The 17,522-nt window shown below is 69.5% G+C and carries 14 protein-coding genes; 1 reads left to right on the top strand and 13 read right to left on the bottom strand.

The window, feature by feature from the left end:
- Window positions 1–10: 10 nt before the first annotated feature.
- Window positions 11–5,827 carry an excinuclease ABC subunit UvrA gene (uvrA, locus tag DD542_RS20405; protein WP_127806869.1) on the bottom strand — a complete coding sequence of 1,939 codons (5,817 nt, stop codon included), beginning with the start codon at window positions 5,825–5,827 and terminating at the stop codon, window positions 11–13.
- Between the two features lie 168 nt (window positions 5,828–5,995).
- Between uvrA and DD542_RS20400 the strand changes: the two genes are divergently transcribed.
- On the top strand, window positions 5,996–7,087 hold the full coding sequence (locus tag DD542_RS20400; protein WP_241559819.1) for an ABC transporter substrate-binding protein: 1,092 nt from the start codon (window positions 5,996–5,998) through the stop codon (window positions 7,085–7,087).
- Window positions 7,088–7,094: 7 nt separating this feature from the next.
- On the opposite strand, the gene DD542_RS20395 is transcribed toward DD542_RS20400, so the two are convergent.
- The 12 genes from DD542_RS20395 to DD542_RS20340 all read right to left on the bottom strand — a co-directional run bounded on the left by DD542_RS20395 (window position 7,095) and on the right by DD542_RS20340 (window position 17,522).
- Window positions 7,095–7,532, bottom strand: coding sequence for a universal stress protein (locus tag DD542_RS20395; protein WP_066155259.1), 438 nt, complete (start codon window positions 7,530–7,532; stop codon window positions 7,095–7,097).
- 122 nt (window positions 7,533–7,654) lie between these two features.
- Window positions 7,655–8,356: a DsbA family protein gene (locus DD542_RS20390; protein ID WP_347232059.1), complete on the bottom strand. Its 702-nt coding sequence runs from the start codon at window positions 8,354–8,356 to the stop codon at window positions 7,655–7,657.
- Complete coding sequence (locus DD542_RS24290) at window positions 8,356–8,628, bottom strand: DUF1289 domain-containing protein (protein ID WP_127806868.1); 273 nt, start codon at window positions 8,626–8,628, stop codon at window positions 8,356–8,358. The genes DD542_RS20390 and DD542_RS24290 overlap by 1 nt, the downstream gene beginning before the upstream one ends.
- Before the next feature lie 10 nt (window positions 8,629–8,638).
- Entirely contained in the window at window positions 8,639–9,154 is a 516-nt protein-coding gene (locus DD542_RS20380; protein ID WP_127806867.1) for a YbaK/EbsC family protein, read from the bottom strand.
- A gap of 20 nt (window positions 9,155–9,174) precedes the next feature.
- A complete protein-coding gene (locus tag DD542_RS20375; protein ID WP_127806866.1) occupies window positions 9,175–9,819 on the bottom strand; it encodes a LysE family transporter in 645 nt (214 codons plus the stop codon).
- Between the two features lie 5 nt (window positions 9,820–9,824).
- Window positions 9,825–10,733, bottom strand: coding sequence for a hydroxymethylglutaryl-CoA lyase (locus tag DD542_RS20370; RefSeq protein ID WP_127806865.1), 909 nt, complete (start codon window positions 10,731–10,733; stop codon window positions 9,825–9,827).
- 9 nt (window positions 10,734–10,742) lie between these two features.
- Window positions 10,743–11,663, bottom strand: coding sequence for a glyoxylate/hydroxypyruvate reductase A (locus DD542_RS20365; RefSeq protein ID WP_127806864.1), 921 nt, complete (start codon window positions 11,661–11,663; stop codon window positions 10,743–10,745).
- Window positions 11,664–11,782: 119 nt separating this feature from the next.
- Complete coding sequence (locus tag DD542_RS20360) at window positions 11,783–13,807, bottom strand: acetyl/propionyl/methylcrotonyl-CoA carboxylase subunit alpha (protein WP_127806863.1); 2,025 nt, start codon at window positions 13,805–13,807, stop codon at window positions 11,783–11,785.
- 10 nt (window positions 13,808–13,817) lie between these two features.
- Window positions 13,818–14,558, bottom strand: a complete 741-nt coding sequence (locus DD542_RS20355) for a DUF4126 domain-containing protein (protein ID WP_066155285.1) — start codon at window positions 14,556–14,558, stop codon at window positions 13,818–13,820.
- Between the two features lie 30 nt (window positions 14,559–14,588).
- Complete coding sequence (locus DD542_RS20350; RefSeq protein WP_241559612.1) at window positions 14,589–15,386, bottom strand: enoyl-CoA hydratase/isomerase family protein; 798 nt, start codon at window positions 15,384–15,386, stop codon at window positions 14,589–14,591.
- Window positions 15,383–15,892, bottom strand: a complete 510-nt coding sequence (locus DD542_RS20345; protein ID WP_079366602.1) for a DinB family protein — start codon at window positions 15,890–15,892, stop codon at window positions 15,383–15,385. Before DD542_RS20345 ends, DD542_RS20350 begins: the two co-directional genes overlap by 4 nt.
- A 7-nt stretch (window positions 15,893–15,899) precedes the next feature.
- The gene (locus DD542_RS20340; protein WP_127806862.1) at window positions 15,900–17,522 is read right to left on the bottom strand and encodes a carboxyl transferase domain-containing protein; all 1,623 of its coding nucleotides are present in this window, start codon (window positions 17,520–17,522) and stop codon (window positions 15,900–15,902) included.

Below are 17,522 nucleotides of genomic sequence, written 5' to 3'. Positions count from 1 at the left end.
GGCGGGCCGTTCAGCGCGCCAACACCGGCGCGAGCACCTGGCCGGTGTGCGTGCCCAGCCGCACCACGTCTTCCGGTGTCGCGGCCGCCACGATGCGACCGCCGCCCGAGCCGCCCTCCGGCCCCAGGTCGACGATCCAGTCGGCCTCGGCCATCACGTCCAGGTCGTGTTCGATCACGACCACGCTGTGGCCCCCGTCCACCAGCCGGTGCAGCACACGGATGAGCTTTTCCACGTCGGCCATGTGCAGGCCCACGGTGGGTTCGTCCAGCACGTAAAGCGTGTGCGGTGCCTTCTGGCCGCGGCGGCCGATGTCGTCGCGCACCTTGCTCAGTTCGGTCACCAGCTTGATGCGCTGCGCCTCGCCGCCGCTGAGCGTGGGTGAGGGCTGGCCCAGCGTGAGGTAGCCCAGGCCCACGTCCTTGAGCAGTTGCAGCGGGTGGCTGATGGCGGGCATGCTGGCGAAGAACTCCACCGCCTCGTCCACCGCCATCTGCAGCACATCGCCGATGTTCTTGCCTTTCCAGGTGACGGCCAGCGTCTCGGGGTTGAAGCGCGCGCCGTGGCAGACCTCGCAGGGGACTTTCACATCGGGCAGGAAGCTCATCTCGATGGTGCGCAGGCCCTGCCCTTCGCAGGCCGGACAGCGGCCTTCACCGGTGTTGAAGCTGAAGCGCCCCGGCCCGTAGCCGCGCGCCTTGGCTTCCAGCGTGTCGGCGAACAGCTTGCGCACCGTGTCCCAGAAACCGATGTAGGTGGCCGGGCAGCTGCGCGGCGTCTTGCCGATGGGCGTCTGGTCGACTTCGAGCACGCGGTCCACCGTCTCGCTGCCCAGCAGCTTGCTGCACCCGGTCCAGACCGGACGCGCGCCCTCGTTGTCCCAGGCCTGGCGGCCGGCGAAGGTGCTGCGCTGGGACACCGCCTCGGCCACGTTGGTCAGCAGCACGTCGCGCGCCAGGGTGGACTTGCCGGAACCGCTGACGCCGGTCACGACCACCAGGCGTTTGAGCGGCACGGCCACGTCCACCTGCTGCAGGTTGTGCATGGTGGCGCCGCGCAGTTCGAGCTGCTCACCGTCGGCGGTGACGGCGCGCCGCGGCTGCAGCGGGTGCTTCATCGCGTGCAGCAGGTAGCGGCCGGTCAGCGACTCTTCGCTGGCCGACAGGTCGGCCACCGTGCCCTGCGCCACCACGCGGCCGCCGCGTTTGCCGGCGCTGGGGCCAATGTCGATGATGTGGTCGGCACGGCGGATGGTGTCCTCGTCGTGCTCCACCACCACCAGGGTGTTGCCCATGTCGCCCAGCTTGTGCAGCGCGTCCAGCAGGATCTGGTTGTCGCGCGGGTGCAGGCCGATGGTCGGCTCGTCCAGCACGTAACACACGCCCTGCAGGTTGCTGCCGAGTTGGGCGGCCAGGCGGATGCGCTGCGCCTCGCCGCCGCTGAGCGTGGGGGCGCCACGGTCGAGCGTCAGGTAGGAGAGGCCCACTTCTTCGAGGAAGGCCAGGCGGCTTTCAATTTCCGGCAGCAGGTCGCGCGCGATGTCGGCCTCGCGGGGGCTCAGCCCCCCGTCGGCCATCATGCCGCGCACCCACCGGCGCACGTCGCTGACGGACAGCCGAGCGATCTCGGTGATGCCCACACCCCCGAACTTCACCGCCCGCGCCTGCGCATTCAGTCGCGTGCCTTCGCAGCCCGGGCAGGCCTCGTCGGTCAGGTCGTCCACCTCGGGCTCGGCGAAGCTCTGCTCGCGGCCCTTCTGGTCGTCGTCGCGCACCGAGTCGTCCAGCGCCTTGCGCTGCTCCCGCGAGAGCTTGACGCCCGTGCCCACACAGTCGGGGCACCAGCCGTGTTTGCTGTTGTAGGAGAACAGGCGCGGGTCCAGTTCGGGGTAGCTGGTGCCGCAGGTCGGGCAGGCGCGCGTGGTGGAGAACACCTCCAGTTTTCCCAGGCCGGCGGTGGAACGCCCCTCGGCCAGCGCGGGTGCGAGGCCGTCCAGATCGGTCAGCAGGTGCAGCGTGCCCTTGCCGAGTTCGAGCGCCCTGGCCAGCTGCGTGCGCAGCCAGGCTTCGTTCGCCGGGTCCACCACGCCGTCGGCCACCGGCAGTTCGATGGTGTGTTCCTTGAAGCGGTCGATGCGCGGGAAGCCGGTGGTGGGCAGGAACTCGCCGTCCACCCGCAGGTGGGTGTAGCCGCGCGGGCGCGCCCAGTCCGCCAGCTCGGTGTAGACGCCCTTGCGGTTGACCACCAGCGGCGCCAGCAGGCCGATGTGGCGGCCGCGGTAGCGCGTGAGGATGGCGGCGGCGATGCTCTCGGGGCTTTGCGGCATCACGGCCGCGCCGTCGTGCACGCAGTGCTGCGTGCCCAGCTTCACGTAGAGCAGGCGCAGGAAGTGCCAGACCTCGGTGGTGGTACCGACGGTGGACTTGCGGCCGCCGCGGCTGAGGCGCTGCTCGATCGCCACCGTGGGCGGGATGCCGTAGACCGCGTCCACCTCGGGCCGGCCCGCGGGCTGCACGATGCTGCGTGCGTAGGCGTTGAGCGATTCGAGGTAGCGCCGCTGGCCTTCGTTGAACAGGATGTCAAACGCCAGCGTGGACTTGCCCGAGCCGCTGACGCCGGAGATGACGTTGAACTTGCCGCGCGGGATGTCCACGCTCAGGTTCTTGAGGTTGTGTTCCTTGGCGTTGACGATGCGCACCGCGTCGCCGCCGACCTGCGCGCGCCGCTTCTTCACCGCGTACGGCGCCACCCGGTCGCTGACCGTGTGCACCTTGTCCATGGACAGGGCGTAGTCGCGCAGGGCCTTGGCGGTGTGGCTGGTGCGGTGTTCACGCACCTCCTCGGGCGGGCCTTCGGCCACCACCAGGCCACCACCCGAACCACCTTCGGGGCCGAGGTCGATCAGCCAGTCGGCGCTGCGGATCACGTCCAGGTTGTGCTCGATCACGATCAGCGAGTGGCCCGCTTCGAGCAGCTTGCGCAGCGAGCGCATCAGCTTGGCGATGTCGTCGAAGTGCAGGCCGGTGGTCGGCTCGTCGAACAGGAACAGCGTGCCCTTGCGGGCCAGCGCCTGGCGGCTGGCCGCGCTGTTCTTCGCGGCCTCGGCCAGGAAGCCCGCGAGCTTGAGGCGCTGCGCCTCACCGCCCGAGAGCGTGGGCACGGGCTGGCCCAGCTTCACGTACTCCAGCCCCACGTCCACGATGGGCTGCAGCACGCGGATGACCTCGCGGTCGGCCTTGAACAGGTCCGCCGCTTCACTGACGGTGAGTTCGAGCACATCGGCCACGTTGATGAGGCGCCCGCCGCGTTCGATGCGCACCTCCAGCACCTCGGGCCGGTAGCGCTGGCCGTCGCAGTCCGGGCAGCGCAGGTAGACGTCGGAGAGGAACTGCATCTCCACGTGCTCGAAGCCCGAGCCGCCGCAGGTGGGGCAGCGGCCATCGCCGCTGTTGAAGCTGAACTTGGCCGCGGTGTAGCTGCGCTGGCGCGACAGCGGCGCGTCGGCGAACAGGGCGCGGATGGCGTCCCAGGCGCCGACGTAGCTGACCGGGTTGGAACGCGCGGTCTTGCCGATGGGCGACTGGTCGACATAGACCACCTCGCTCAGGAAGTCGGCACCGAGCAGGCGGTCGTGCGCGCCCGGCGTTTCGGTGGCCTTGCCGAAATGGCGCAGCAGCGCGGGCGCGAGTACGTCCTGGATCAGCGTGGACTTGCCCGAGCCGGAGACGCCGGTGACCACGGTCAGGCGCTGCAGCGGGAACTCGACGTAGAGGTTCTGCAGGTTGTGCTCGCGCGCGCCTTCGAGGATCAGGCGCGGCGTGCTGTCGGTGACCATGCGCTTGAAGCCCATGCCCACGGTCTTGCGCGCGCCCAGGTAGGCCCCCGTGAGCGTGTCGGCGCTGCGGATGGCCTCGGGCGTGCCATCGAACACGATCTGCCCGCCACGCTCGCCCGGGCCGGGGCCCATGTCGATCAGCCGGTCGGCCGCCAGCATCACGGCCGGGTCGTGCTCCACCACCACCAGGGTGTTGCCGGCGTCGCGCAGGCGCAGCATGGCGTCGTTGATGCGCGCCATGTCGCGCGGGTGCAGGCCGATGCTGGGCTCGTCCAGCACGAACAGCGTGTTGACCAGCGAGGTGCCGAGTGCGGTGGTGAGATTGATGCGCTGCACCTCGCCACCGCTGAGCGTGCGGCTCTGCCGGTCCAGCGTGAGGTAGCCGATGCCGACTTCGCAGAGGTAGCGCAACCGCGTGTTGATCTCGTCAAACAGCAGCTTCAAAGCCTGCTGTTCGCCGCCCTCGCCTCCGCTGCCCGCCAGCGTGGCGGCCAGGTCGTCGAAGAAGCGCCGCAGGTCCGTCAGCGGCATCAGCATCAGGTCGTGCAGGCACAGGCCGGGCAGGGCTTCAAGCTGCGCGCGCGACCACTTCACCCCGGTCGGCAGGTAGCGCCTGCCGACCGGCAGCACCGCGTCGGCCTGCGCCTTCGTGCCGATGCGCCACAGCAGGCTGTCGGTCTTCAGGCGCGCGCCGCCACAGCTGGGGCATTCGGTGTAGCTGCGGTACTTGGACAGCAGCACCCGGATGTGCATCTTGTAGGCCTTGCTCTCCAGGTACTCGAAGAAGCGCGCCACGCCGTACCACTGCTTGCCCCACTGGCCGTCCTTGTAGCTCGGCGTGCCGCCGATGACCCACTGCTTCTGCTCGGGCGTGAGCTTGTTCCAGGGCGTGTCGCGCGGGATGCCCGACGCCTCGGCGTGGCGCATCAGGTCGTCCTGGCATTCCTTCCAGGCGGGGGTCTGGAACACCTTGACCGCGCCGTTGCGCAGCGTGAGCTTTTCGTCGGGGATCACCAGGCCGTAGTCCACGCCGATGACGCGGCCGAAACCGCGGCAGGCTTCGCAGGCGCCCACGGCCGAGTTGAAGGAGAAGGCCGAGGGCGTGGGTTCGGTGTAGCGGATGTCGCTCTCGGGGCAGTGCAGACCGGTGCTGAAGCGCCAGATATCGGGGTCGCCTTCCTCATGCAGCACATAGACCATCAGCTTGCCGGCGCCGCGCTTGAGCCCGGCCTCGATGGCTTCCATCACCCGCGCCGGTTCGGCGTTGCCCAGGCGGAAACGGTCGGCCACCACGTCCAGCAGCTTGACGGCCTCGATCACCGGCCTGGCCTTCTTGCCCTTGGCGGGCGCCTCTTCCTTGGCTTCGCGCTGCACGGTGCGCTCGGCCTGCACCCGCGTGTAGCCACTGGCCGAGAGCCACTGCTCGACTTCCTCTGGCGTGGTGGACGCCGGCAGCTCGACCGGGAAGGTCACGACCAGCCGCGGATCGCCCTGCTCGGCGGAACGCCTTTGCAGTTCCGCGTAAATCGACTCCGGCGAATCGTGCCGCACCGGCAGCGCCGTCTCGCGGTCAAACAACTGCGCCCCGCGCGCAAAGAGCAGCTTGAGGTGGTCGTTCAGCTCCGTCATGGTGCCGACCGTGGAGCGCGACGAGCGCACCGGGTTGGTCTGGTCGATGGCGATGGCCGGGGGCACGCCCTCGACCTTGTCCACCGCCGGCTTGTCCATGCGGTCCAGGAACTGGCGCGCGTAGGCGCTGAAGGTCTCGACGTAGCGCCGCTGGCCTTCGGCGAACAGGGTGTCGAACACCAGGCTGGACTTGCCCGACCCGCTGGGGCCGGTGACCACCGTGAGTTCGCCGGTGCGGATGTCCAGATCGAGGTTCTTGAGGTTGTGCTGGCGGGCACCGCGGATGCGGATCGTGCCGCCGCCGTCTGCGGGCGCCTCGGCAGGGGACAGGGGTTCGTCGGCGGGGCGGAGATCGTCGGACATGCAGGCCTTCCTGAGAGGGAGCCGAACATTCTAGGAGCCGCACGTCGGGCTGTCCGGGGGCTACGTCATTCCCCCGATGCCGCAGCCCCCTCCGCTGCCTAGACTGGCGCTCCCAAAGGAGACAGACGAATGACAAACACAACAAGCGTGCGCCGGACCCTCGGCGCCATGGGGCTGGCCGCTGCGCTGGCCTGGCCCGCAGCCGCCTGGTCGCAGATCCGCATCGGCCAGACCGCCGGCTTCAGCGGACCGGTGGCCGCCGGGGTGAAAGAAACCACCGACGGCGCCAGGCTGTACTTCGACGCCATCAACGCCAAAGGCGGGGTGAACGGAGAGAAGATCGACCTGGTGTCGCTGGACGACAAGTTCGACCCCAAGCTGGCGGCCGAAAACGCCCGGAAGCTGGCCGACGACAAGGAGGTGGTCAGCCTGTTCCTGAACCGCGGCACCCCGCACACGCAGGCCATCCTGCCGGTGCTGGCGGACGCCAAGCTGCCCCTGGTGGGCCCGTCCACCGGCGCCATGGTGCTGCACCGACCCGTCAACCCGTGGGTGTTCAACGTGCGCGCCACCTACCAGCGCGAGGCCGAGCGCGCGGTGCAGCACCTGAGCCTGATCGGCATGGACCGCATCGGCGTGCTGCACGTGGAGGACAGCTTCGGCGCCGACCTGCTCGAAGGCGCCCAGAAGGGCTTTTCGTCGGTGGGCAAGAGCCCGCTGTTCATCGAGAAGTTCGACCGCGCCCAATGGGACTTCAGCGCGATCGCCCCCCGCATCGCCAGCTCGGGCGCGCAGGCGGTGCTGTTCATCGGCTCGGGCGTGGCGGTGGCCGATGGCGTGGCCGCGATCCGCAAGGCCGGCTCGCGCGCCCAGATCATCACCAACTCCAACAACGCCTCCGGCGGCTTCGTGAAGTCCCTGGGCACCCACGCCTCGGGCACCATCGTCACCCAGGTCTTCCCGTACGAGCGCTCGCTCTCAGTGGCCATGGTGAAGGAGGCGATGGACCTGGCCAAGGCCAAGGGGCTGGAGGGCGTGAGCCCGGCGATGCTGGAGGGCTTCGCGGCGGCCAAGGTGCTGGTGGCGGGCCTGCAGCGCGCCGGCGCCAACCCGACACGGGCCAAGCTGCGCGACGCGCTGGAAGGGCTGTCCAAGCTGGACATCGGCGGCCTTGAGGTGGGCTTCGGGCCGAACGACCACACCGGCCTGGAGTTTGTCGACCTGTCCATCATCGACAGCGGCGGCAAGTTCCGCCGCTGAGCAGCGCTCAGTCCTTGACGATCAGCACCGGCAGGCGGGTGTGCGTGAGCACCTTCTGCGCCACGCTGCCCAGCACCAGCGCCTTGACGCCCTGGCGGCCGTGCGAGGCCATCACGATCAGGTCGCAGCCTTCGGCCTGCGCCGTTTCGATCACCCCTTCGTAGACCACGTTGCGCTCGATGGTGTCGCCGGCAAACGGCACGCCTTCGGCCGCGAAGACCTTGCCCAGCTCATCCAGCGCCTGCCCGGCCACGCTGCGCGATTCGGCCAGGTAGGCCTGCAGGCCGGCGGCCGATGCGTCCCCGATGCCGATGTAGGGGAACGGGTCGATGACGTAGACGCCGATCACCTGGGCGCCGTGCGCCTTGGCCAGCTGCACCGCGGTGGAGGCCGCACGCAGGGCCAGCGCGGAACCGTCGGTGGGGACGAGGATTTTCTTGAACATGTCGTATCTCCTTGTGGGTGAGCGCATTTCTCAGAGCGCCCGGGCGCCGGGACAGGCCCAGGACACAGTCATATTAGTGGCATCCTGAGCCAGCGGCTCTGCGCGAGATCAATGAGGCCGCTTCAGGCCTTGCGCTGCACGCCCACGGGCAGACGGTGCGCCGCCTCCCAGTCGCCGCACTGGAACCACGCCGCGCCGTCCAGGCTTTCGCGCAGCATCGGCAGCGCGTCCAGCCCCCAGAACACCCGCCCACCCGCGACCATGGACGGCACACCGAACAGGCCCAGCGCCAGCGCCTGCCCGGTGTTGTCGCGCAGCCGCTGCTTCACCACCTCGCTGTCGGGTTCGTTCCAGGGTTTGTCGCGCTGCCGCATGTGGTCCTGCAGCTGCGATTGCAGGGCCTGCAGACGCACGGGGTCGAGCGGGTCTGCGCCGCCGTGCCAGACGTGGTGGAACAACTGCTCGGTCACATACCGGTTGGTCTGGCCGGGCGCGTCGTCGGTGGAGGCGCACAGCCCCAGACGCAGCAGCGGCAGCGGGTTGAAGGGGTGCATCGCCGGCAGGTCCAGGCGCACGCCGTGCTGCTGCGCCAGCCAGAGCACCTGGCGGTAGGTCCAGTCGCGCTTGGCCGGGATCTCGGCCGGGCCGAGCTGCCCATGCGCCTTGAGCAGCGCCGCGAACAGCACCGGCCGGTAGTGCACCAGCACGCTCAGGCCTTCGAGGGCCAGGGGCAACCGTTCGAAGGCCAGGTGGGCGTAAGGCGAGATCGGGTCGTAGAAAAAGTCGATCTCGTGCAGGGTGGCGGACATGGCGGCGGAGGGCATCAGGTGATGGTGCGCGGCACCTGGCGCGCTTCGATGCGCTCCCAGATCGCCAGCCGCTGGGCCTCGCCGGCCTGGCCCCAGCCGGCGATTTCGTCCACCGTGCGGTAGCAGCCGCTGCACAGACCGGTGGTCGGGTTCATCTGGCAGACCGAGATGCAGGGCGAGGGCACCTCGGGGTCGAGGTGGCGCGCACGCGCGTCTTCCAGGTTGATCAGGGGTTTGGGGCGCGGCGGCGGCGGGGCCTCGCGGCGTCCGAAGAGTTTCTTGAACATCTTGAAAGCTTCAGGAGGAAGGGGGCGCGGTCACGTCGTGCACCGGCGCGCCGGTGAGCCGCGTCAGGTCGTCGGGGGTCAGGCGGAACACGCCATGCGGGTGACCGGCCGCGGCCCAGATGATGTCGAAGCGGAACAGCTGCTGGTCGATCAGCGTGACCGGCGGCTCGGCGTGCGCCAGCGGCGAGACACCACCGATGGAAAAACCGGTCTTGGCCTTGACGAAATCGGCATCGGCACGGCCGAGCTTGCCGCCCTCGGCGCAGACGATGGCCTGGACCTTCTTTTCGTCGACGCGCAGGTCGCCCGAGGTGATGACCAGCACGGCCGCGTCGTCGGACTTGCGGCGGAAGATGATGCTCTTGGCGATCTGGCCCAGGGCCACGCCCAGCACATCGGCGGCCTGCTGCGCGGTGCGCGCCGCGTCGTCGAGCATCACCGGCGCATGCGGATGGCCCAGCGCGGCCAGCACCTCGGTCACGCGCAGCACGCCGGGTGGAAGGGGTACGGAAGCAGAGAGGTTCATGGCCCGCGATGGTAGCGGGCTCAGCCGCCCTTGCGCACCAGCAGCAGGCTGGCCCCCATGGCCATCAGCACGCCGCCGAACACGCGGTTCTGCGCGCGCCGCGCCTTCGCCGTGGCCAGCCAGCGCTGCGCGCGCGAGGCCAGGAAAGCGTAGCCGTGCATCACGATCAGGTCCACACCCACCGAGGTGGCGAGCAGGATCAGCAGCTGCAGCCACAGCGGCCGCTGCGGGTCGATGAACTGCGGCAGCACCGCCACCATGAACACGATGCCCTTGGGGTTGGTCACATTGGTCATGAAGCCGGTCAGCACCCGCTCGCGCACCGATGGCAGGCCGGGGTGCTTCACCAGCGCCTCGCCGGCGGCGGGTGCCTGCTGCGAGACCGGCGCACGCCACTGCTTCACGCCCAGGTACAGCAGGTAGGCCGCGCCCACCACCTTGACCACGGTGAACGCGGTGGCCGAGGCCAGCAGCAGCGCGCCCACGCCCACCCCGGCGATCAGCAGGATCACCGCCAGGCCCAGCTGCAGGCCGGCGATGGTGGCGCTGGTCTGGCGCACGCCGTAGGCCAGGCCGTGGCTCATCGACAGCACCGCGCCGGAGCCCGGCGAAATGGCGATCACCCAGGACGCAGCGAAAAAAGCCAGCCAGACGCTGAACTCCATGGCGATCACCCTGCCCGCTTTGCCAGCAACGCCCGCGCCACGCGCGAGCCGCTGGGGCGGCCCAGGTGCTCGCTGATGAACTGGCCGGCGTCGACCAGCGCGTCGAGGTCGATGCCCGTCTCGATGCCCATGCCGTGCAGCAGGTAGACCACGTCTTCGGTGGCCACGTTGCCGGTGGCGCCCTTGGCGTAGGGGCAGCCGCCCAGCCCCGCCACGGACGACTGGAAGTTCCAGACGCCCAGTTCCAGCGCCGCCAGCGTGTTGGACAGCGCCTGGCCGTAGGTGTCGTGGAAATGGCCGCTGATGTGGTCGATGCCGAAGTGCCGCAGCGTCGCCTCGATGGCGGCCTGCACCTTGCGCGGCGTGCCCACGCCGATGGTGTCGGCCACGTCCACGCGCTCGACGCCGATGCCTTTCATCAGCCCCGCGAGGTATTCAACGCGCGACGGTGCAATGTCGCCTTCATACGGGCAGCCCACGGTGCAGCTCATCGCGCCGCGCACCGCGATGCCGGCGGCCTTGGCGGCCGCGACCACGGGCGCGAAGCGCTCGATGCTTTCGGCGATGGAGCAGTTGATGTTCTTCTGGCTGAAAGCCTCGCTGGCCGCGCCGAACACCACGATCTCGTCGGGTTGGTCCAGCACCGCCGCCTCGTAGCCCTTGAGGTTGGGGGTGAGCACCGAGTAGCGCACGCCGGCCTGGCGCGTCATGCCCGCCATGACCTCGTGGTTGTCGGCCATCTGCGGCACCCACTTCGGACTGACGTAACTGGTGACCTCGATCTCCTTCAGGCCCGCAGCCTGCAGGCGGTGCACGAGCTCGATCTTGACCGCCGCCGGCACCGGCTGCTTCTCGTTCTGCAGGCCGTCGCGCGGGCCGACGTCGATGAGGCGGACTTTGTTGGGGATGTTCATGGCTGACTTTCAATAACCCCGGACGGGGTCGACCACACCGGCAATCGACTGGCCGGCTTCGAGCGCGCGGATCTTGCCGGCGATCTGGGCGATGCTCTCGTCGCGCAGCGTGCGCGCCGAGGTGTGGGGTGTGACCGTGATCTTCGGATGGGTCCAGAACGGGTGGCCGGCGGGCAGCGGCTCGGTGCGGAACACGTCCAGCGTGGCGCCGGCCATGTGGCCGCTGTCCAGCAGGGCCAGCAGGTCGTCTTCCACCAGGTGGGCGCCGCGCGCCACGTTGATCAGGTAGCCGCCCGGCTTGAGCCGGCCCAGCGACTTGCGGTTGAGGATGTCGCGTGTGTCCGGCGTGAGCGGCAGCAGGTTCACCAGCACCCGGCTGTTGCCGAGGAAGGTGTCCAAGCCGACCTCGCCGCTGTGGGTCACCACACCTTCGATGGCCTTGGGGCTGCGGCTCCAGCCGAAGACCGGAAACTCGAACACCCGCAGCGCCTTCGCCACGCGCTCACCGAGCACGCCCAGCCCCATCACGCCGACCGGGAAGTCCTTGCGCTCGCGCGGTTTGCGGTACGACCATTTGCCGGCCTTCACGTCGGCCTCGTAGCCGTCGAACTCGCGGAAGTGGCGGATCACGGCGTGGCACACGTACTCGGCCATCTGCACCGACATGCCCGCATCATCCAGACGCACGACCTTCACACCTGGCGGCAGACGCAGCTTCAGCAGCGCATCGACGCCGGCACCGATGTTGAACAGGCCCTTGAGCGCGGGCTGTTCGTCCAGAAACTGTTGGGGCGGCGCCCAGACCACGGCGTGGTCGGCCTGGGGCGCGCCGGCTTGCCAGACGGTGACGGTGGCGCCGGGCAGCGCCGCGCGCAGGCCCTCCAGCCAGGGCTCGGCCTTGGTGTCGGTGCAGCAGAAGGTGATGTTCATGCGCCGAGCTTAGCGGGCCCGGAGCCGCCGGGCCGCCCCAAGGCGACGAGCGCCCCCTTGGGGGGGCAGCGCCGGACACGCAGTGCCGAGCGTGGGGGCACCCATTCTTACCCTTGGGTTCACGCGGTGGCGACCGCCAGCTTCAACAGTTCCGCGCCCTCGGCCACCTGGTCACCGGGTGCGAACAGCAGCTCGGCCACCGTGCCGTCGGCCGGCGCGGCGATGGTGTGCTCCATCTTCATGGCTTCCATCACCGCCAGGGGCTGGCCCTTGCGGACGGTGTCGCCGGCCTTGACGGCAAAGCTCACCACCTTGCCCGGCATGGGCGCGGTCAGGCGCCCGCCTTCGGCCGCGGTCTCGCCGGCGTGGGCCAGCGCGTCCAGCTCGGTGATCACGGTCGCGCCGCGGTCGCAGAACAGGTGCACGCTCTCGCCGAGCTGCCAGCACTGCACCGTCTGGCGCTGGCCGTTGTACTGCAGGTCCACCACCGTGCCGCTGTCGGCCGGCTGGGCCTGGAAGCTCAGCACGGCGTCGGCATCGCCCACCGCCAGCTGCAGCGCACCGCCGTGCCCATAGGTCAGCTGCGCCGTCAGCGCGTCGCCCTGGTATTCGAAGTCGAAGCGGCGCTGGGTCAGACCGAAGGGCCGCCAGCCGTCGGTGCGCGAGAACGGGTCTGCGCCCTCGCCGGCCTTCTCGTGCACCAGGGTCTGGGCCACGGCCGCGGCCACGGCCAGCGTGCGGCCCACCGGGTCCTGGTTGAACAGCGCCTCGGCTTCGCGCGGGATCAGGGCCGTATCGAGCCTGGCGGACGAGAAGGCGCCGCTGCGCACCACGTGGCGCAGGAACTGCACATTGGTCGCCAGGCCCACGATGCGGGTCTGCGCCAGCGCCGCGTCCAGCCTGGCCAGCGCCTCGGCGCGCGTGGCGCCATGCACGATCAGCTTGGCGACCATGGAGTCGTAGAACGGGCTGATCACATCGCCCTCGCGCACGCCATCGTCGAAACGGATGGCGCCGCGCTCAAACGCCACGTGCGCCGGCTTGCGGTACACGTCCAGGCGGCCGGTGGCGGGCAGGAAGTTGTTGTCCGGGTTCTCGGCGCAGATGCGCGCCTCGATGGCGTGACCCTGGATCCTGAGCTGTTCCTGCTGCAGCGGCAGCTTCTCGCCAGCCGCGACGCGCAGCTGCCACTCGACCAGATCGAGGCCGGTGATGGCTTCGGTCACCGGGTGCTCCACCTGCAGGCGCGTGTTCATCTCCATGAAATAGAAGCGCATCTGCTCGGGGTGCTCGTAACCGCCGGGCTGCTCGACGATGAACTCCACCGTACCGGCGCCCACGTAGTTCACCGCCTTGGCCGCTGCCACCGCGGCCTCGCCCATCTGCTGGCGCAGCGCGGGCGTCATGCCCGGCGCGGGCGCTTCCTCCAGCACCTTCTGGTGGCGCCGCTGCACCGAGCAGTCGCGCTCGAACAGGTAGACGCAGTTGCCGTGCGCGTCACCGAACACCTGGATCTCGATGTGGCGCGGGCGCTGCACGTACTTCTCGATCAGCACCGCATCGCTGCCGAAACTGTTGATGGCTTCGCGCTTGCAGGAGGCCAGCGCCGCCGCGAAGTCCTCGGCCTTCTCAACCGCACGCATGCCCTTGCCGCCGCCGCCCGCGCTGGCCTTGATCAGCACCGGGTAGCCGATGCGGTCGGCCTCGCGCTGCAGCAGCGCAGGGTCCTGGTCTTCGCCGTGGTAGCCCGGCACCAGCGGCACGCCGGCCTGCTCCATCAGGCGCTTGGACTCGGCCTTCAGGCCCATGGCCTGGATCGCCGACGAGGGCGGGCCAATGAAGACCAGACCCGCTTTCGCGCAGGCGTCGGCAAAGGCCTCGTTCTCGCTCAGGAAGCCGTAGCCCGGGTGGATGGCCTGCGCGCCCGTGGCCCGGGCGGCGTCGATGATGCGTTCCCACTGCAGGTAGCTCTGCTTGGGCGCGCTGCCGCCGATGTGCACCGACTCGTCGCAGGCGGCCACGTGCTTGGCGTTCGCATCGGCGTCGGAGTACACGGCCACGGTGCGCACGCCCAGGCGGCGGGCGGTGGCGGCGACACGGCAGGCGATTTCGCCGCGGTTGGCGATCAGGATCTTGGAGAACATGCGGCTTTTCCTATGCGGGAGCGGAGTCGGGGGAGAACAGGTTGCGCAGACGGCGGAACGCCGCACGCAGGAACTTGAACAGCATCCAGGTGACGATCCACATCAGCACCAGCGCGATCAGCAGCAGGATGCCGAAGACCACCGGGTGGCTGGTCGCCAGCCAGACGGCGCCGATCACCAGGCCGTCCTCGACCAGGCTCATGGCGACGTTGGAGAAGGGCTCGGGCGAGGTGTTGATGGCCGCGCGCGTGCTGGTCTTGGCCGCCTGGCTGCTGGCGGCCAGCGTGCCGCCCAGCAGCGCCGCGACCACGGCCATGGTGGCGTTGTCGGCGCCGAACACGCCGGCGGCCAGCGCGGCGCCGGCCGGCACACGGACCACGCTGTTGACGATGTCCCAGAGCGAGTCCAGGCCCGGGATCTTGTCGGCAAAAAACTCGACGAACAGCAGCGCGCCGCTGGCCGCGAGCACCGCCGGGTGCTGCAGCACCTGCAGACCCTCGGGCAGCGGCAGCCAGCCCACCAGCCCCATGGAACCGACGAGGAAGACCACCGCGTAGAGGCGGAAACCGCTGGCCCAGCCGAGCGCCGCAGCGAGCGCGAGCAGGCTGGTCATGTCCAGCTGGCTGGCGGCCGCGCCCACACCCTCGGCGACCTGGCCGCCGATCTGCGCGCCGGCCTCGGCCGCCTGCTGTCCGGCCTGGGCGCCGAAGCCCCTGAGCCATTCCACGAAGCTGTTCCAGATCGCGTCCATGCCGTGTCCTCCTGAAGGGAAAGGACCAGATTACCCCGCCAGCCAGGCGGGTTTGCGCTTCTGCAGAAAAGACGCCACACCTTCGCGGCCTTCGTCACTCGCGCGGATGTCGGCGATGCCTTCCACCGTCGCGGCAATCAGCGCGTCGTCGATGGTGCGTTCGGCCACGTCCTGCACCAGCCGCTTGCAGGCACGCACGGCGGCCGGGCTGGCACTGACCAGCGCCTGAGCCAGTTCGGCCACCTTGGTCTCCAGCGCATCGGCGTCCACGAGTTCGTGCACGAAGCCGATGCGGTGCGCCTCCTCGGCGGAGAAACGCTCGGCGGTGAGGAAGTAGCGGTGCGCGGCGCGCGCGCCCATGGCTCGGATCACGTAGGGGCTGATGGTGGCCGGGATCAGGCCCAGTTTCACCTCGGACAGGCAGTAGGTCGCGGTGCGCACGCTGACCGCCATGTCGCAGGCCGCGACCAGGCCCATGCCACCGGCGAACACGTCGCCCTGCACGGCGGCGATGGTCGGCTTGGGGCACTCGTAGATGGCCTTGAGCATGGCGGCGAGCTGGCCGGCGTCGGCGATGTTCTCGTCGCGCGTGTAGTCGGCCATGCGGCGCATCCAGTTCAGGTCGGCGCCGGCGCAGAAGGCCGGGCCCTCGGCCGCCAGCACCACGGCGCGCACGTCGTCGCGCGCACCCACGCTTTCAAACGCGGCCTTGAGCTGCTGGATCACTTCGTCGTTGAAGGCATTGCGCACTTCGGGGCGGGTGAGCGTGATGCGGGCGGTGCGGTCCTGCACCTTGACGGTCAGGGCCATGGTCGTGGGGGTCGTCATTTCGAGGCTTCCTCTTGCAGCAGGTACACCAGGTCCAGCTCCGGGCTGGCGTGACCCAGCGCGGTCAGCGCCGCTGTGATCTGGCCGCGGTGGTGCGTGCCGTGGTTGAACACGTGGGCCAGCGTAGGCGCAAAGGGCAGGCTCATCACCTGGCCGCGCATGTTGGTGTAGTTCAGGGCCCCGTCGAAGCGCTCGGCGGGCCAGCCCTCGATCAGAGGCAGCCAGTTGGCCGCGCCGCCCTTGAGCGCCTGGCCCAGCCGGTCGCGGTCGGGCTCGACCTCGGCGTTCAGCTCCACCTTGGGCGAGACGCCCCGGGCAAAACGCGGATACCACAGCATGTGCTCGCCCACCAGCAGGTGGTTCAGCGTGCCGTGGATGCTCTTGAAGAACAGGCCCACGTCCTTGCGGTAGTCGGCCTCGGACACATTCGCCACCGCGTCGAGCAGGCGGCGTGTGGCCCACACGTTGTAGCGGGCGAGCTGCAGGAAGTGGGCGCGGGCGTCCATGCCGACCTCACATGCGGAACAGGCCGAACTTGGTGTCCGGGATCGGCGCGTTCAGCGAGGCGGAGAGGCCCAGGGCCAGCACGCGGCGCGTGTCGGCCGGGTCGATCACGCCGTCGTCCCACAGGCGCGCGGTGGCGTAGTACGGGTGGCCCTGCACCTCGTACTGCTCCTTGATGGGAGCCTTGAAGGCCGCCTCTTCTTCAGCGCTCCAGCTGCCGCCCTTGGACTCGATGCCGTCGCGCTTGACGGTGGCCAGCACGCTCGCGGCCTGCTCACCACCCATCACGCTGATGCGCGCGTTCGGCCACATCCACAGGAAGCGCGGGCTGTAGGCCCGGCCGCACATGCCGTAGTTGCCGGCACCGAAGCTGCCGCCGATGATGACCGTGAATTTCGGCACCTGGGCGGTGGCCACGGCCGTGACCATCTTGGCGCCGTTGCGGGCGATGCCTTCGTTCTCGTACTTGCGGCCGACCATGAAGCCGGTGATGTTCTGCAGGAAGACCAGCGGCGTCTTGCGCTGGCAGCACAGTTCGATGAAGTGCGCGCCCTTGAGCGCCGACTCGGAAAACAGGATGCCGTTGTTGGCGATGATGCCGACCGGCATGCCTTCGATGCGAGCAAAGCCGCAGACCAGGGTGGTGCCGAAGCGCGCCTTGAATTCGTCGAACTCGGAACCGTCGACGATGCGGGCGATGATCTCGCGCACATCGAACGGTTTGCGGGTGTCGGTCGGGATCACACCGTACAGCTCCTCGGCCGGGTACAGCGGTGCGACCGGGTCGATGGTGGTGATGGGCGGGACCTTGCGGGCGTTGAGGTTCTTCACCGCCTGGCGCGCCAGCGCGATGGCGTGCAGGTCGTTCTGCGCCAGGTGGTCGGCCACGCCCGACAGGCGCGTGTGCACGTCGCCACCGCCCAGGTCCTCGGCGCTCACCACCTCCCCGGTGGCGGCCTTCACCAGTGGCGGGCCGCCCAGGAAAATGGTGCCCTGGTTCTTGACGATGATGGTCTCGTCGCTCATGGCCGGCACGTAGGCACCGCCGGCCGTGCACGAACCCATGACCACCGCGATCTGCGCAATGCCTTGCGCGCTCATATTGGCCTGGTTGAAGAAGATGCGGCCGAAGTGGTCGCGATCCGGGAAGACCTCGTCCTGGTTCGGCAGGTTGGCGCCGCCCGAGTCCACCAGGTAGATGCAGGGCAGGCGGTTCTGCTGCGCCACCTCTTGCGCCCGCAGGTGCTTCTTGACGGTCAGCGGGTAGTAGGTGCCGCCCTTCACCGTCGCGTCGTTGCAGACGATCATGCAGTCCACGCCACTCACGCGGCCGATGCCGGCGATGACACCCGCGCAGGGCGCGCTGTCGCTGCCGTCGCGGTCTGGGTACATGCCCATCGCGGCCAGCGGGCTCAGTTCCAGGAAGGGCGTACCCGGGTCCAGCAGCATCTGCACCCGGTCGCGCGGCAGCAGCTTGCCGCGTGCGGTGTGTTTGGCGCGGGCGGCCTCGCCACCGCCGAGCGTGGCCTTCTGGATCTGCGCCTTCAGGTCGTCGACCACCGCGCGCATGGCGGCGGCGTTGGCCTGGAAGTCGGCGGAGCGGGCGTTGAGTTTGGTGTCGAGTGCGGGCAT

Source organism: Hydrogenophaga sp. NH-16 (genome assembly GCF_004006415.1).
Taxonomy (GTDB): domain Bacteria; phylum Pseudomonadota; class Gammaproteobacteria; order Burkholderiales; family Burkholderiaceae_C; genus Hydrogenophaga; species Hydrogenophaga pseudoflava.
Note: the sequence above shows the minus strand (reverse complement) of the source record. Positions and strands in the feature narration are given on the sequence as shown.

Bases quoted from the DNA above. Each gene is read 5' to 3' on its own strand.
- uvrA (WP_127806869.1), bottom strand. From the start codon at position 5,827: ATGTCCGACGATCTCCGCCCCGCCGACGAACCCCTGTCCCCTGCCGAG.
- DD542_RS20400 (WP_241559819.1), top strand. From the start codon at position 5,996: ATGGGGCTGGCCGCTGCGCTGGCCTGGCCCGCAGCCGCCTGGTCGCAG.
- DD542_RS20395 (WP_066155259.1), bottom strand. From the start codon at position 7,532: ATGTTCAAGAAAATCCTCGTCCCCACCGACGGTTCCGCGCTGGCCCTG.
- DD542_RS20390 (WP_347232059.1), bottom strand. From the start codon at position 8,356: ATGCCCTCCGCCGCCATGTCCGCCACCCTGCACGAGATCGACTTTTTC.
- DD542_RS24290 (WP_127806868.1), bottom strand. From the start codon at position 8,628: ATGTTCAAGAAACTCTTCGGACGCCGCGAGGCCCCGCCGCCGCCGCGC.
- DD542_RS20380 (WP_127806867.1), bottom strand. From the start codon at position 9,154: ATGAACCTCTCTGCTTCCGTACCCCTTCCACCCGGCGTGCTGCGCGTG.
- DD542_RS20375 (WP_127806866.1), bottom strand. From the start codon at position 9,819: ATGGAGTTCAGCGTCTGGCTGGCTTTTTTCGCTGCGTCCTGGGTGATC.
- DD542_RS20370 (WP_127806865.1), bottom strand. From the start codon at position 10,733: ATGAACATCCCCAACAAAGTCCGCCTCATCGACGTCGGCCCGCGCGAC.
- DD542_RS20365 (WP_127806864.1), bottom strand. From the start codon at position 11,663: ATGAACATCACCTTCTGCTGCACCGACACCAAGGCCGAGCCCTGGCTG.
- DD542_RS20360 (WP_127806863.1), bottom strand. From the start codon at position 13,807: ATGTTCTCCAAGATCCTGATCGCCAACCGCGGCGAAATCGCCTGCCGT.
- DD542_RS20355 (WP_066155285.1), bottom strand. From the start codon at position 14,558: ATGGACGCGATCTGGAACAGCTTCGTGGAATGGCTCAGGGGCTTCGGC.
- DD542_RS20350 (WP_241559612.1), bottom strand. From the start codon at position 15,386: ATGACGACCCCCACGACCATGGCCCTGACCGTCAAGGTGCAGGACCGC.
- DD542_RS20345 (WP_079366602.1), bottom strand. From the start codon at position 15,892: ATGGACGCCCGCGCCCACTTCCTGCAGCTCGCCCGCTACAACGTGTGG.
- DD542_RS20340 (WP_127806862.1), bottom strand. From the start codon at position 17,522: ATGCCCGCACTCGACACCAAACTCAACGCCCGCTCCGCCGACTTCCAG.